Origin of the sequence: Butyrivibrio sp., from assembly GCF_017433805.1 — a bacterium.
Classification (GTDB): domain Bacteria; phylum Bacillota; class Clostridia; order Lachnospirales; family Lachnospiraceae; genus Butyrivibrio.
Genome location: NZ_JAFRGN010000013.1, coordinates 325,570 through 340,765, shown reverse-complemented (window position 1 = coordinate 340,765; position 15,196 = coordinate 325,570). Strand labels below are relative to the sequence as shown.

The window sequence follows — 15,196 nt, the reverse complement described above, 5'->3', positions numbered from 1 at the left end:
TAATGTTTAAAAAAACACAGATAGTTTTAATAACTGTAATTGTTGCCCTGCTGGTAATTATTCCAGTAGGGTTTTTAATTGTTAATAGTGGGGAAGAGGAGTTTGAGCAGGCGGATATAGAGCAGAGCTCGATCTTTGAATCTGTTTCCAATCTGGAAGCTCTGAACCTGGGACTTATAGATGGTGAGGAGCTAAGAGAAGAAAACGGAATAGATAGCAGCTCTTCTGGAACTAGCGAAAGTCTGGTGGCAGAAGATATTACAGTAGCTATTTCACTTAGATCTATTCAGGACGACCTCAAGATCAAGCTTTCTAACAGTGCCACAGATAAGCTTATTTCCAGTGTTAATTTTACGGTTACAGTTAAGAGTAAAAACAAGACAGTAGATTATTCAGATACGGATATGGATGGAATTATATATATTCCATATGTTGAACCTGGGGATTATACAGTTTTTTTATCTGACATAACAGTAGATAATAAGACCTATCATTCTGATAAATCTCAGACAATTACTGTATCTGATCATATTGAATACGCCAAAGTCGACATTAAGGATGAGATCAAGGATGAATCCCAGATCAATGTAGCAGAGGAAGATACTAAGGTACAGGAAGTGGATCAGACTACTGATATCAGCGCTTCTCAGCCGCAGGAAGATGCGTCTACTGCTGCAACGCCAGAGCTTCAGGAGGATGATCTTTCAGAAGAAGCTGAGGATATATTGGCTCAGATAGAGGCAGAAACAGCTGAGAGCGAAAAGGCCAAAAATGAGCCGACAAAAGAGGCATACACCGGCGCAAGCTCAGGAACTATACAGGCACCAGCTATTGCTACAGATCCTCAGTACGTGGCTGCGCACAGCGGTGTTAAGGGAATCGATGTATCCAAACACAATGGCACTATAGACTGGAATGCGGTTAAAAACGATGGCATCAATTTTGCCATCATCAGATGTGGCTACAGAGGCTCCAGCTCAGGCGCTCTCGTAATTGATCCTCTTTATTACAGCAATATGTCAGGTGCTCAGAGTGCAGGAATCAATACAGGAGTATATTTCTTCACTCAGGCTGTCAACGAAGCAGAAGCTGTCGAAGAAGCCTCTATGGTACTCGAACTCCTAAGTGGCTACTCACTTCAGATGCCTGTTTATCTTGATGTAGAAGCCAGCCACGGCCGTGGTGACCAGATTTCCTGCGATGAAAGAACCGCTATCTGTCACGCCTTTCTTGCCACCATCCGAAACGCCGGCTACACCGCAGGCATCTACTCCAACAAAAAGTGGTTCGAAGAAGGACGTCTTAATACAGCATCCTTCACTGACTATAAAATCTGGCTTGCACAATACGTTGACATTCCTACCTACACAGCTACACGTTACGACATGTGGCAGTATACCTCAAAAGGACACGTTGCTGGCGTTTCAGGGAATGTAGACATGAACGTAATCAAATAAAAGGAGTCGCTATGCGGCTCCTTTTGCTTTAATAATCGGCGGATTTTACTTCCATCCATGCATCGTTATATAATCTGTCTGCTTCGTATCCTAAGTACTTGTAAGACTCAGTAGGGAAGCTATCAAGGTCTGGGAAGGCAACTTTCGAGTTCTTGATGTCTTCATCCTCGATGTTCTCTTTAGCCACGTCATTAGGAGTGGAGTAGGTGATGTATTCGAAGTTCTTGAGTGCTATATCACCTCTACACATGAAATCAATCCATTTCTCGGCATTTTCTACATTCTTGGATTCTTTGGTTATTACCCATGAATCAATCCATACATTGGTGCCTTCCTTAGGTACTACGTATACAAGATCAGGATTTTCTCTGGCTGTATAGATAGCTTCACCGGAGTAGATTACTCCAAGTGCAGCTTCTCCGCCGATCATCTTATCACGCACCTGATCTACTACGTAGGCCTGAACAAGAGGCTTCTGGGTGATGAGATCAGCTGTTGCAACTGCAATTTCATCCGGGTTAGTAGAATTCAATGAGTAACCATTTTTTAGAAGTGCTACCATCATGGCATCTCTAACTGAATCCTGCATGAGAATCTGGCCGTTATACTTGGGATTCCAAAGGATATCCCAGCTATCTACTACATCATCAACCAGTGTCTGGTTGTAGAGGATTCCAACAGTTCCCCAGCAGTAAGGTACTGAGTACTTGTTCTCAGGATCGAAGTCTTTGGACTGTTCAAAGTACTGCTCACCAATGTTAGCTGAATTAGGTATGTTGGCAAAATTAAGCTCTTTTAACATATCATGCTCGATGAGCTTCTGGATCATGTAATCGGAAGGGCATACAACATCGTAAGCGGAATTATCCTGAGCCAGCTTGGCATACATGATCTCGTTGGTCTCAAACATGTCATAGACAACATCTATTCCATATTCTTCCTCGAATTCATCAATTACTTCTTCATCGATATATTCGCCCCAGTTATAAACATATAGCTTACCGTTTGGGTATTTGGATAAGTCGCTGCCGCCACAGCCTGTCAGCATTGGAATTACCATTGCAGCTGTAAGAAGGCAGGAAACAATACGTCTTTTCATCTTATTTCTCCTTAGTCTTTGCCTGAGGTGCTCTGTAAACAATCATGAGAAGAACCAGAACTACTACGAATATCAGAGCAGAGAGGGCATAGATTTCAGGCTGAATGCCTCTTTTTACTTCGTTATAAATGAGTGTTGATAAAGTCTCAAAGCCTGAACCCTTGGTGAAATAAGTAATGATAAAGTCATCAAGAGACATGGTAAAGGCCATAAGTGCACCTGATACGATACCTGGGACTATATCAGGAAGGATTGTCTTGAAGAATGCGTATGGTCTTGATGCTCCAAGATCAAGGGCTGCTTCATAGACGTAGAAATTGATATTCTTGACCCTTGGCATAACACTCAGCATTACAAATGGGATGTTGAATGTAATATGGGCAAGAAGGATTGTTGTAAAGCCTGTACTGATATGAAGGAACCTGAACAGCAGCATAAGTGAGATACCAGTTACGATATCTGCGTTGATCATAGGAATGTTAGTAATACCCATGATGATGGAACGAAGCTTACTGGATAAGCCGATCATAGCGATACAGGTGAAGGTTCCAATTATTGTTGAAAAGATAGTGGCAAGTACTGCTATTGATAGTGTGTTAAAAAGGGCACTGGCAACAGCTTCATCTGACAAAAGATTGATGTACCACTTAAGTGTAAAGCCGCCCCATTTAGCTCTTGATTTGCTGGAGTTAAAGCTCAGCACAATAAGAGTAAGGATAGGAGCGTACATAAAAATCAGGATAATGGCAAGATAAATACGTTCTAAAACTTTTCTCATTTTAGTTGTTACCTCCATTATCTGATAGATTCTCAATGATCATATTGAGTATGATGAAAATCATGAGCACTATTGAAAGACCACTTCCAAGATGCCAGTCATAGAGCTGTGTGAATTCCTGCTCGATGATATTACCAATGAGAAGAATCTTGGAGCCTCCAAGCATTGTAGAAATCGCAAAGGTTGTAAGTGCAGGAATAAATACCATTGTGATACCACTAAGGATACCAGGCATGGACAGTGGAAGAGTTATGCGAAGGAAAGTCTGAACAGTTCCAGCGCCGAGGTCTCTTGCTGCGTTAATAACATTTTCATCAATTCTGTTAAGGGCATTATAAATTGGCAAAATCATAAATGGCAGGAAGTTATACACCATACCAAGAACGATCGCACCATTGGTGTTGATGATATTAAGCGTTGGAAGATGCAGGAATTCAAGGATTGTGTTGATAACACCTTTTCCTTCCAGCAAGGTCATCCATGTAAGTGTCCTCAAAAGGAAGTTCATCCACATGGGAAGGATAAAAAGAGTGACGATATACGCATTCTTTTTAAGCTTCATGGAAGCAAGAATCATTCCAAGAGGGTATGACAATAAAAAGCATACCAGAGTACTGATGATCGCAAGGACAATGGATCTCTTAAGAGCCTTGATATATCCGGGCTTCATGATAGTTGCTATGTTATCAAAGGTGAAGCCACCATCAGCGCTGGTTAAACCATAGTAAAAGACCATACAAAGTGGCACTACTATAAAGATTATTGCCCAGGCTATATATGGAGAAGCCATAAGGCCTGCGCTACGCTTAGATTTAAACAGTTTCACTGATTGCCTCCTCGTCCTCAGAAGCAGGAACATTCATGATCTGAATATTAAATGGATCTATCTTGATGCCAACATTGCTTCCAACTTCTGAAAGCTTAGTTGAATGAACGAGCCATTCATAGCCGTTTGCTTCTACATCCATCTCATAGTGAACACCCTTGAAGGTAAGGCCTGTTACAACACCGTTGATAGTACCGGCATCAGGAGCAACAAGCTCAACGTCTTCAGGTCTTATAACAACGTCAACAGGCTTGTTCTCACCAAAGCCCTTATCTACGCAGGCAAATTTAGCACCGAGTATTTCTACAAGCTCATCCCTGATCATGGTTGATCTGATGATATTGCTGTCGCCGATAAAGTCAGCAACAAAAGCATTTTCAGGCTCGTTGTAGATCTTCTCTGGAGAGCCTTCCTGCTGGATATAGCCCTGGTTCATGACTACGATATGGTCAGACATTGTAAGAGCTTCTTCCTGATCGTGTGTAACATAAATGAAGGTGATACCAAGCTCATCCTTGAGTCTTTTAAGCTCATACTGCATGTCCTGACGCATCTTAAGGTCAAGAGCTCCAAGAGGTTCATCCAAAAGAAGAACCTTGGGCTCATTAACAATAGCTCTTGCAATGGCGATTCGCTGCTGCTGACCACCTGATAAGGAATCAGGCATACGATTCTCAAAGCCCTCAAGGTTTACAAGCTTAAGAGCATATTTGATCTTGTCCTTGATATAGCTGTCAGACTTATTCTTGATCTTAAGGCCAAAAGCTATATTCTCGGCGATAGTCATATGTGTAAAAAGAGCATATTTTTGGAATACTGTATTGAGCTGTCTCTTGTTAGGGGCAAGATTAGTAATATCCTGTCCATCAAAAATAACACGGCCCTGATCAGGTTTCTCAAAACCGCCTATAATTCTAAGAGTAGTAGTTTTACCACAACCACTTGGTCCTAAAAGGGTAACAAAAGAATTCTCGTAAATTGACAAACTAAGGTCATCCAGTATCAGCTGACCGTCGTAAGACTTGGAAATGTGCTCAAGAGTAATCAGATCTTTGCTCATTATGTGTAGTTCTCCTACTTATATTTATATTTATTCAATCTACTTTATTGTAATAAAGAATAATGCAGAGTCAAATACTTTTTATATTTAAAGTTTTATATTGGTGTGATAAAATGTGAAATATATAGGATTTGTTACTAGGAGGAAGGCAACGATGGCTGCAAAAGACAAGTATGTTGCATATGTGTCCAGTTATACTTCAGGACTTGGCACTAAATACGGTATTAGAATTTATGATGTAGATCTTAAAAATGGTAGACTCACTGAGAAACAGAAGGTTGAGATTACCAATTCTTCTTATATAGGAATTTCCCATGACAATAAGACTCTGTATTCAATTACAGATGCAGGTGTTGAGTCATATCACATTCTTCCCGATGGAAGCCTTGAGTTTTTGAACGAAGCTTCTATCAATGGTATGAGAGGCTGTTATGTCAATGAGGATCAGGAGGATAATTTCCTTGTGACAGCTGGATATCATGATGGTAAGGTTACAATCCTTCGTCTTAATAAGGATGGTAGTATTGGTGAGATCACTGATGAGAGATATCACAAGGGCCTTGGAACAGCAGCTGGACGTAACCATGTACCTCATGTACAGTGCATCAAGGTATCCAAGGATAACAAGTATCTTCTTGCTGCTGACCTTGGTATGGACAGAGTTAATGTTTATAAGCTTGATCATGAGACAGGTAAGATCAAGGAAGTTGACGTTATCCACTGCGATCAGGAGTCTTCACCAAGACACATGCAGTTTTCTAAGGATGGTAGATTCCTCTATGTATGCCTTGAACAGAAGTGTGGCATAGAAGTTTATGAGTACGTAGACAATGACGGTGATCCAGAGTTCAACAAGATCCAGTCAGTTAATAATTCAGAGGAATCAGATTCAATTGGTGTTGCAAGCTCAGCTCTGACTTTCTCGGAGGATTACAATTACCTTGTTAGCTCAACAGCTGGTGAGAACAATGTTCTTGTATTCAAGGTAGATAAGGAAACAGGTCTTTTAACAGAGAAGATATGTCTTCCTGTAGCAGGAGAGTATCCTAAGGATGCAGCTCTTTTCCCTGATAATAAGCACCTTGTATCACTTAATCACGAGTCAGATACTATGACATTCTTCACAGTTGATATGGATAAGGGCACAATGGTAATGAATGGACCTGAGATGCCTATTTCAAGACCTAACTGCATCGTATTCCATAAGCTTGAAGGCTGATAGATCGGATCAGAAGATGATGAGAATAATAAAAGATGTCTTTTTACTAAGTGTAAAGAGACATCTTTTTTTATATGCTTGCTTATATTATTTGTTGTTGTAAAAGTTTACGATGTTAGAAGCCTGTGCTGACATATTGGATATCATCAGATCCAAAATTGTGTGAGCACACATGGTCTCAACGACAACGACAGCTCTTGGAACTACCACAGGATCGTGACGGCCGTGGATGTTGATATCAATATTCTCGCCGGATTTATTTATAGTATGCTGAGTTCTGGCAATGCTGGGAGTTGGCTTAACATAAGCTCTTACAATGATATCTGTTCCGTCTGAGATTCCACCGAGGATTCCTCCGGAATGGTTGGTTTCTTTGGAAACAACGCCATCATTTATTATAAATGGGTCATTATTATCAGAGCCATGGTAGGTTGATACAAGGGTTCCATCGCCGATTTCTACAGCCTTTACAGCACCTATACTCATAACTGCCTTAGAAAGGCATGCGTCAAGCTTATCAAAAACAGGTTCGCCAACACCGGCTGGAACTCCCTTTATAACACATTCGATGATTCCACCAATTGAGTCTTCATTAGCTCGAGCCTGCTGAATTAGCTCCATAGCCTTTTTATCAGCATCTGAATCAGGCATTGCTGTTGGATTGGCTAGAATAGAAGCTTTATCGAATTTAGAATAATCAATCTCAACACTTCCGATTGCTCTTGTATAAGCAGTAACTTCAATTCCCATCTGGGACAGAAGCTTGGAACAAAGAGCACCGGCAGCTACTCGGCCTATTGTCTCTCGGCCAGATGAGCGTCCGCCGCCTCTATAATCCCTAAAGCCATATTTGGCATCAAAGCCATAATCAGCATGCCCAGGCCTATAATACTGAGCAATCTCGCTGTAGTCAGAGGATTTCTGAGAGGTATTTCTGACAATCATGGAAATAGGTGTTCCTGTGGTCCTACCTTCAAATACACCAGATAGAATCTCTACAAGATCATCTTCCTTACGTGGAGTAGTAGCAGGAGATGTTCCAGGTTTTCTCCTATCGAGGAATTTCTGGATGTCTTCTTCGTTTATTTCCATTCCGGCTGGGAAGCCATCTACGACAACTCCAAGTGCTTTGCCGTGAGATTCGCCCCATGTGGAAATCTGAATGTTCTTACCTGTGATGGATCCTGACATAAGCGGCCTCGTTTCTTTAAAAATCTAGTATTTATCAACTATTTTATCATATGTCTTTGAATAATAAACTATTCAATTTAAAATGGACCACAAACCCCGTCCCCTAGGACCAAAAAAATAAATGGTGAATTTTTTGTGAAAACGTTATATAATCAATTCTATAGTTCGATTTAGTGCACAGTATCTGAAATAAGAGGGGATTTCCGATATGAATGCCAGCAATTTACAAAAGAAGATCACCTATAAAGAGAAGACCATTACGAAAGTAGGGATGTTTAACAGGAAGCACAAACATCTTTCTTTTCTTGGGTTGATTTATGCTTTTTTGGCTATATTTACATATAATGTTGCGTTTTATTTCTACAGGAATGTCAAGAGATTTACCTGTCTGGCTTGTATTATCCTATTTTTTATTTCCAGTAGTAGCTTTTCATATCCAGCAATGTCACTTAATATCAGCTTTGACTCTGATATCAGTCACGAAGAAGCTGTATCTGATAGTGCTGTGATTATTTCTCAGGAAGAGATAGCGGAATCTGACGCTGAGCTTGCCGAGCAGGTAGAGCTTGATTCAGAGGTCCTTATTGAATCCCAGGAAATTGTTAATCCAGATGTTACAGAGGCTGACCATCTTAATATGGACAATCAGCTTTCTCTTGATGACATTCTTGAGGCTGGTGAACTGACAGATGAGTCAGAGATCACAATAAGTGATGAAGAAGTTGCTCTTGGAACAGAAGGGCTTTCCGAGATTTCTTTTACTAAGGGAGATTGGAAGATTATGCTTGTCAACAAGCAGCATCCAATTCCTGAGGACTATGAATTCCCGCTTGGAACAATCAGTGGCAGCATGAGATGTGATGATAGAATCATCCAGCCACTTCTTGATATGATGAAGGCAGCCAGAAACGATGGTGTGAGCCTGATTATCTGTTCTCCTTACAGAGATATGGAGAGACAGACAATGCTGTTTACAAATAAGGTAAACAGATACATGGACGGCGGAATGTCCTACATGGATGCCTACAACCTGGCTTCTCAGGCAGTTACTGTTCCTGGTTCTTCTGAGCATCAGGTTGGTCTTGCTATCGATATTATTACAGATGGTTATTCAAGCCTTGATGAAGGCTTTGGTAATACTGCTGCCGGTAAGTGGCTTGCAGAAAACAGCTACAGATACGGATTTGTACTAAGATATCCAGCTGGTAAAGAAGAGATTACCAGCATAGAGTTCGAGCCCTGGCACTTTAGATATGTTGGAGTTGACGCAGCAACGATTATGGCTCAAAATGGTATGTGCTTGGAAGAGTTCTGGAGCAATTACGTTGAGTAAATGCCCGTCTTCCTGTGATATTATTTAAATCCAGAGGTTATTTTTATCTATGTACAAAATTCTTAAAAAAGATGGTAGTGCCAAAAGAGCTAAGTTCACAACTGTTCATGGCGTTGTTCAGACACCAGTATTTATGAACGTTGCAACTGTAGCAGCTATAAAGGGCGGAGTATCTACAGAAGACCTTGAGGGCATTGGAACTCAGGTCGTTCTTTCTAATACATATCATTTGCATTTGAGACCAGGTGATGACGTAGTCTATCGTATGGGTGGATTGCATAAGTTTATGTCATGCAACAAGCCTATTCTGACAGATTCCGGCGGATTCCAGGTCTTTTCTCTTGCCAAAACCAGACGAATCAAAGAAGAAGGTGTATATTTCCATTCTCATATTGATGGACACAAGCTGTTCATGGGACCCGAGGAGAGTATGCGTATCCAGTCTCATTTAGGTTCTACAATCGCCATGGCATTTGATGAGTGTCCTTCAGCCAAGGCTGAGCATGAATATGTACAGATGTCTGTAGACAGAACAACAAGATGGCTTGAGAGATGTAAAAGAGAAATGGACAGGCTCAATGGCCTTGAATATACGGTCAACCATGATCAGATGCTCTTTGGAATCAATCAGGGTGCGATATTTGATGATATCAGAATAGAGCATGCCAAGAGAATCAGCGATATGGATCTTGATGGCTATGCTGTTGGCGGACTTGCTGTAGGTGAGTCACATGAGGAGATGTACCACGTGCTTGAGACTGTAGTACCTTACCTTCCTGGTGAGAAGCCAACATACCTGATGGGAGTAGGAACACCAGCCAATATTCTGGAAGCTGTTGAAAGAGGCGTTGACTTCTTTGACTGTGTATATCCTAGTAGAAATGGCCGCCACGGTCATCTCTATACCAATAGAGGTCACATTAATCTTATGAATGCCAGATATGAGCTTGATGATACTCCTATTGAGGAAGGTTGTCAGTGCCCAGCCTGCAGACGTTACTCCAAGGCTTATATCAGACATCTTCTTAAGTCAGGAGAAATGCTGGGACTAAGACTTTGCGTACTTCATAATCTCTATTTCTATAACCATATGATGGAAGAAATCAGAGATGCTATTGATGCTGGAAGATTCCAGGAGTACAAGAAGAACAAGCTCTATGGAATGCAGGAGTTTGACAGCGTTAATAATAAAGAATATGCCAATATTGATAAGAACTGGAGAAAAGGATAATCTACTTGAATTTTCTACAGCTATTTAGTAATATGGTTTGGTATATTATATTTTTGTTTGGAGGATGTTATGGGTTTACTTTTGACTTCAGAAGCAGCTGCTTCTTCAGTTAACACATTGTTTATCATTGCTATTTACGTTGTTTTATTCGGATTCTTATATTTCATTATGATCCGTCCTCAGAGGAAAGAGCAGAAGCAGAAGGCTCAGACACTTGCTTCACTCGCTGTAGGAGATAGCGTTAGAACTACTGGTGGTTTCGTAGGTGTTATTCTTGATATCACAGATGACATGGTTATCGTTGAGTTTGGTAACAACAAGAACTGCCGTATTCCTATGTACAAGGAAGCTATTGTAGAGGTTGAGAAGCCTGAGGATGCAATCGTTACAAATTCAGAATCTACAGATTCTAAGAAGAAGTAATTAGATTTGTATGCGAATTAAAGCCTGGTTGGTTTGCTCCAATCAGGTTTTTTTGAAAAAATGTCACTGTTACACTTTAAATTTATGACGTGGCAAAATTTTAGGAGGAGAAAAAGTTATGAAGATGAATGTAACCTGCATTCCAGGGGATGGAATCGGGCCAGAGATTGTCACAGAAGCCAAGAAGGTTCTTGATAAAGTATGTGAAGTATTTGGACACGAGATTGTTTACAAAGACATTTTGATGGGTGGATGTTCTATTGATGCCTGTGGAGAGCCTCTTACAGATCAGGCTATAGCAGATGCTAAATCCGCAGATGCAGTTCTTATGGGATCTATTGGTGGTAACACATCTACATCACCATGGTACAAGCTTCCTCCTAATCTTCGTCCTGAAGCTGGACTACTTAAGCTTCGTAAATCACTTAATCTTTTTGCTAATTTACGTCCGGCATATCTTTATCCTGAGCTTAAGGATGCATGTCCTCTAAAAGAGGCTACTGGTGACAAGGGCTTTGATATGCTCATTATGAGAGAACTTACTGGCGGTCTTTATTTTGGAGACAGACAGACTGTAGAGGTTGATGGAGAGCTGGTTGCAACTGATACACTTGTCTACAAGGAAAGTGAGATCAGAAGAATCGCCATCAAGGCTTTTGAGGTGGCCAGAAAGCGCAGAAAGAGTGTTATTAGTGTAGACAAGGCTAATGTGCTTGATTCCTCCAGACTTTGGAGAAAGGTTGTAGAAGAGGTTGCCGAGGATTATCCAGATGTAACACTTGAGCATATGCTGGTTGATAACTGTGCTATGCAGCTTGTTAAAGATCCATCTCAGTTTGATGTAGTGCTTACTGAGAATATGTTCGGTGATATTTTGTCTGATGAAGCCAGCATGATCACAGGCTCAATCGGAATGCTTCCAAGTGCATCACTCAACGATACTAGCTTTGGCCTGTATGAGCCAAGCCACGGAAGTGCTCCTGATATTGCTGGTCAGAACATTGCTAATCCTATAGCAACTATTCTTTCAGCTGCCATGATGCTCAGATATTCCTTTAATCTTGATAAGGAAGCTGATTCAATAGAAAGAGCAGTTAAAGAAATACTTAAAGATGGCTATCGCAGTATAGACTTGATGCCTAAGGGACAGGAAGATAAGTTTACCAAGACTTCCTGTAACCAGATGGGAGATTTAATTGCAGGAAGAATTACTAATTGCTAAAACTGAAAAGAAAGTATATGAGTTACTTCCACATGATCCTGAGACAATGGCTGCAACGCTGTTTGTTATTGGAATGGCTGCCTATTATATGTGGAGAATGTTTGTTATAACTCCGCAGCATGAGGAACTTGAGAGCTTTTTTCTTTTCATAAATAACGGGCCTTTATATTCAGCAATTAATTGGCCGTCGCCTAACAACCATGTAGGCTATTCAGTTTTATCAGCTTTTTTGAACTATTTTGGTAATAACTACATTGGTCTTAGAGGTGTTTCATATATCTGTGCAATCAGTAATCTGATAATGGTGTATAGGATTTGTAACAGGTATTTTACTCATGCAATGCCTTTGGGAGCGATGGTTTTATATGCTTCAATGCAGGTTGTAAGTGATTTTGCTGTGCAGGGAAGAGGCTATACATTGGCTACGTTTTGCTTTTTGCTTTCTTTTTACTGTGTTACAGAAATATGTAAATCCGGAGAATCCAAAAAGCTATATACAGTTACCTTTGTGATCAGCATTGTCTATGGTGTGTATACGACTCCCAGCAGTATTTACTGGGCTATACCTCTTTGCCTTACGGCGCTTGTATATCTTTTTATAAATGGCTTCAGAATCAGGAAGCTATATGCAAGTGATGCCGAGAACATTTATCTTAGGAAGCTTAACAGTTTTATAGCTTCCATTGGAGTCAGTATATTTGCCTGCCTCGTATTATATACAGTTATCTGGCTTATGGTCGGAGCAAGAGAGCTGGTAATGACAGAAGGTTCGCAGTTCTTTGGAGATGCGGATATGACGGTCCTTATCAGGAACCCTGTGCAGGCTCTTGGGACTGGTATTCAGTACATGGCCGATCAACGCAGAATAAGCGTTGGCGACGTTGATCTTTTCAGAGATATGTTCCTTATGTGGCTGGTGGATCTGTTAAACTATATGATACCTGGAATGTGGCTTATACTACTTGGCTTTATCATAAGTGGCCTTGCTATTATGATCACTGAGTGCGTGAGACACTTTGAATATAGCAGAACAGTCCTTAACCTTATGGCTATTATCAACATAGGATACATTGTATTGGTTCTTATCAGCACACATAATCTGCCTTCACTTCGCGGATTTGGCTATGGCTCTTTTATCATGACAATATGTGTATGCTCAACATTTGAGAAGCTAACAAATGTTACTGTCAGGATTTATAACAAATATTTTGTATCAGATGGCAAACAGGCAGTTACACATAATGAGAACGAATATGTCAAAGGTACAGGCAAATGGTATGACGGAATAGGCGTGTATTTACCTGTTGTTCTCATAATGCTGTGCTTTATTTTGAGACTTGGAGATAAGGCATATACTTCCCAGGCAGATACTAGAGAAAACGATATTCTGAATGCGATGTACATAGCTGATATAGCATACAGGAAAAATCCTTGTGTACTTGATATAGATCAGGATTATCTTTTGAATTTTGCTTTTGGAATAGATTGTGATAAAACAGATGTAGCCGGATGCGATGTAGTTATTCTCGATAGGAATATGATGGATCCGGAATATAGTGGAGAGTATTTATCAAGGTTTTATCAGGTGTATGAGACGATTAACTGGGAATATCTCGATACTATGCACATTCAATATGAAAATGATTCAATAATTTTATATACAAAGTAAAGGAGAGAAGTAAAATGGCTATGAATAGTGACAGAGTAATGGAAGGCCTTCAGCAGGCTCCACACAGAAGTTTGTTTAATGCTCTTGGATTTACCGAAGAGGAGAGAAGAAAACCTCTTATTGGTATTGTTAGTTCATATAATGAAATCGTTCCAGGACATATGAATCTTGATAAGATCACAGAAGCTGTTAAGCTTGCTGTTGCTGAGGCTGGTGGTATGCCAGTAGTTGTTCCAGCTATTGCTGTATGCGATGGTATTGCTATGGGACACATTGGAATGAAGTATTCACTTGTAACAAGAGACCTTATTGCTGACAGTACTGAGTGTCTCGCCAAGGCTCATGCTTTTGATGGTATGGTATGTATCCCTAACTGTGATAAGAATGTTCCTGGCCTTCTTATGGCTGCTGCAAGAGTTAATATCCCTACTGTATTCGTATCCGGCGGCCCTATGATGGCTGGTAGAGTAGATGGTCATAAGACTTCACTTTCATCTATGTTTGAGGCTGTTGGTAGCGTATCAGCAGGCAAGATGACTAACGAGAAGCTCTGCGAATATGAAGAGAAGGCTTGTCCTACCTGTGGCTCATGTTCAGGTATGTACACAGCTAACTCTATGAACTGCCTTACAGAGGCTATTGGTATGGGACTTCCTGGAAACGGAACAATCCCAGCTGTTTATTCTGCACGTATCAGACTTGCTAAGCATGCTGGTTACGCTGTAATGAATCTTATTGAGAAGAATATCAGACCTAAGGATATCATGACCAAGGATGCATTCATGAATGCTATGGCTATGGATATGGCACTTGGCTGCTCAACAAACACAATGCTTCATCTTCCAGCTATCGCGCATGAAGCTGGTGTTGAACTTGATATGGAAATTGCTAACGAAGTATCAGCTAAGACTCCTAACCTGTGTCACCTTGCACCTGCTGGCCCAACATACATGGAAGACCTCAACGAGGCTGGTGGTGTTCTTGCTGTTATGAGCGAACTTGTTAAGAAGAACCTCATCAACACAGATGTGATCACAGCTACTGGTAAGACTGTAAAAGAAAACCTTGAGGGCGTACGTAACCTTAATCCAGAGGTTATCAGACCTATCGAGAATCCATACATGCAGTCAGGCGGTATTGCAGTCCTTAAGGGCAACATAGCTCCTGATACAGGTATTGTTAAAAAGTCAGCTGTTGCTCCTGAGATGATGACGCATGAAGGACCTGCAAGAGTATTCGACTGTGAAGAGGATGCTATTTCTGCAATTCTTGGTGGCAAGATTGTTGCTGGAGACGTTGTTGTTATCAGATATGAAGGCCCTAAGGGCGGCCCTGGTATGAGAGAGATGCTCAATCCTACATCAGCTATTGCCGGAATGGGACTTGGCTCAACTGTTGCTCTTATCACAGATGGTAGATTCTCAGGTGCAAGCCGTGGTGCTTCCATCGGACATGTATCTCCCGAAGCTGCTGTAGGTGGACCTATTGCACTTATCGAAGAGGGTGATATCATCAGTATTGATATTCCTAACAACTCTCTTAATGTTAAGGTTTCTGATGAAGAGCTCGCCAAGAGAAGAGAGAAATGGCAGCCTAGAGAGCCTAAGGTTAATACAGGATATCTTGCTCGCTACAGAGAGCTTGTAACAAGTGGTAACCGTGGAGCTATCCTTGAAATAAAATAAGTA

11 protein-coding genes and 1 pseudogene are annotated in these 15,196 nt (G+C 40.9%); 8 read left to right on the top strand and 4 right to left on the bottom strand.

Annotated features, from left to right (window positions below; genetic code table 11):
• Window positions 1-2: 2 nt before the first annotated feature.
• Complete coding sequence (locus tag IJI01_RS04930; protein WP_292186655.1) at window positions 3-1,457, top strand: glycoside hydrolase family 25 protein; 1,455 nt, start codon at window positions 3-5, stop codon at window positions 1,455-1,457.
• Between the two features lie 28 nt (window positions 1,458-1,485).
• Here IJI01_RS04930 and IJI01_RS14885 read toward each other — a convergent pair.
• The 3 genes and pseudogenes from IJI01_RS14885 to IJI01_RS04915 all read right to left on the bottom strand — a co-directional run bounded on the left by IJI01_RS14885 (window position 1,486) and on the right by IJI01_RS04915 (window position 5,220).
• A pseudogene (locus IJI01_RS14885) lies at window positions 1,486-3,334 on the bottom strand (extracellular solute-binding protein).
• A 1-nt stretch (window position 3,335) separates the two neighbouring features.
• On the bottom strand, window positions 3,336-4,193 hold the full coding sequence (locus IJI01_RS04920) for an ABC transporter permease (protein WP_442861679.1): 858 nt from the start codon (window positions 4,191-4,193) through the stop codon (window positions 3,336-3,338).
• A complete protein-coding gene (locus tag IJI01_RS04915; protein ID WP_292186653.1) occupies window positions 4,147-5,220 on the bottom strand; it encodes an ABC transporter ATP-binding protein in 1,074 nt (357 codons plus the stop codon). Before IJI01_RS04915 ends, IJI01_RS04920 begins: the two co-directional genes overlap by 47 nt.
• A 154-nt stretch (window positions 5,221-5,374) precedes the next feature.
• Between IJI01_RS04915 and IJI01_RS04910 the strand changes: the two genes are divergently transcribed.
• Complete coding sequence (locus tag IJI01_RS04910) at window positions 5,375-6,439, top strand: lactonase family protein (RefSeq protein ID WP_292186650.1); 1,065 nt, start codon at window positions 5,375-5,377, stop codon at window positions 6,437-6,439.
• 87 nt (window positions 6,440-6,526) lie between these two features.
• On the opposite strand, the gene aroC is transcribed toward IJI01_RS04910, so the two are convergent.
• Entirely contained in the window at window positions 6,527-7,630 is a 1,104-nt protein-coding gene (aroC, locus tag IJI01_RS04905; RefSeq protein ID WP_292186647.1) for a chorismate synthase, read from the bottom strand.
• A 208-nt stretch (window positions 7,631-7,838) separates the two neighbouring features.
• On the opposite strand from aroC, the gene IJI01_RS04900 reads away from it, so the two are divergent.
• The 6 genes from IJI01_RS04900 to ilvD all read left to right on the top strand — a co-directional run bounded on the left by IJI01_RS04900 (window position 7,839) and on the right by ilvD (window position 15,193).
• Window positions 7,839-8,963 carry a M15 family metallopeptidase gene (locus IJI01_RS04900; RefSeq protein WP_292186645.1) on the top strand — a complete coding sequence of 375 codons (1,125 nt, stop codon included), beginning with the start codon at window positions 7,839-7,841 and terminating at the stop codon, window positions 8,961-8,963.
• Window positions 8,964-9,012: 49 nt separating this feature from the next.
• Entirely contained in the window at window positions 9,013-10,194 is a 1,182-nt protein-coding gene (gene tgt, locus IJI01_RS04895; protein ID WP_292186642.1) for a tRNA guanosine(34) transglycosylase Tgt, read from the top strand.
• 69 nt (window positions 10,195-10,263) lie between these two features.
• Window positions 10,264-10,617 carry a preprotein translocase subunit YajC gene (gene yajC / locus IJI01_RS04890; protein WP_292186639.1) on the top strand — a complete coding sequence of 118 codons (354 nt, stop codon included), beginning with the start codon at window positions 10,264-10,266 and terminating at the stop codon, window positions 10,615-10,617.
• Window positions 10,618-10,735: 118 nt separating this feature from the next.
• Window positions 10,736-11,839 (top strand): 3-isopropylmalate dehydrogenase, encoded by a 1,104-nt coding sequence (leuB, locus tag IJI01_RS04885; protein WP_292186637.1) that lies wholly within the window; start codon window positions 10,736-10,738, stop codon window positions 11,837-11,839.
• Window positions 11,814-13,508 (top strand): glycosyltransferase family 39 protein, encoded by a 1,695-nt coding sequence (locus IJI01_RS04880; RefSeq protein WP_292186635.1) that lies wholly within the window; start codon window positions 11,814-11,816, stop codon window positions 13,506-13,508. Before leuB ends, IJI01_RS04880 begins: the two co-directional genes overlap by 26 nt.
• Window positions 13,509-13,528: 20 nt before the next feature.
• Window positions 13,529-15,193: a dihydroxy-acid dehydratase gene (ilvD, locus tag IJI01_RS04875; RefSeq protein WP_292186935.1), complete on the top strand. Its 1,665-nt coding sequence runs from the start codon at window positions 13,529-13,531 to the stop codon at window positions 15,191-15,193.
• Window positions 15,194-15,196: the final 3 nt, after the last annotated feature.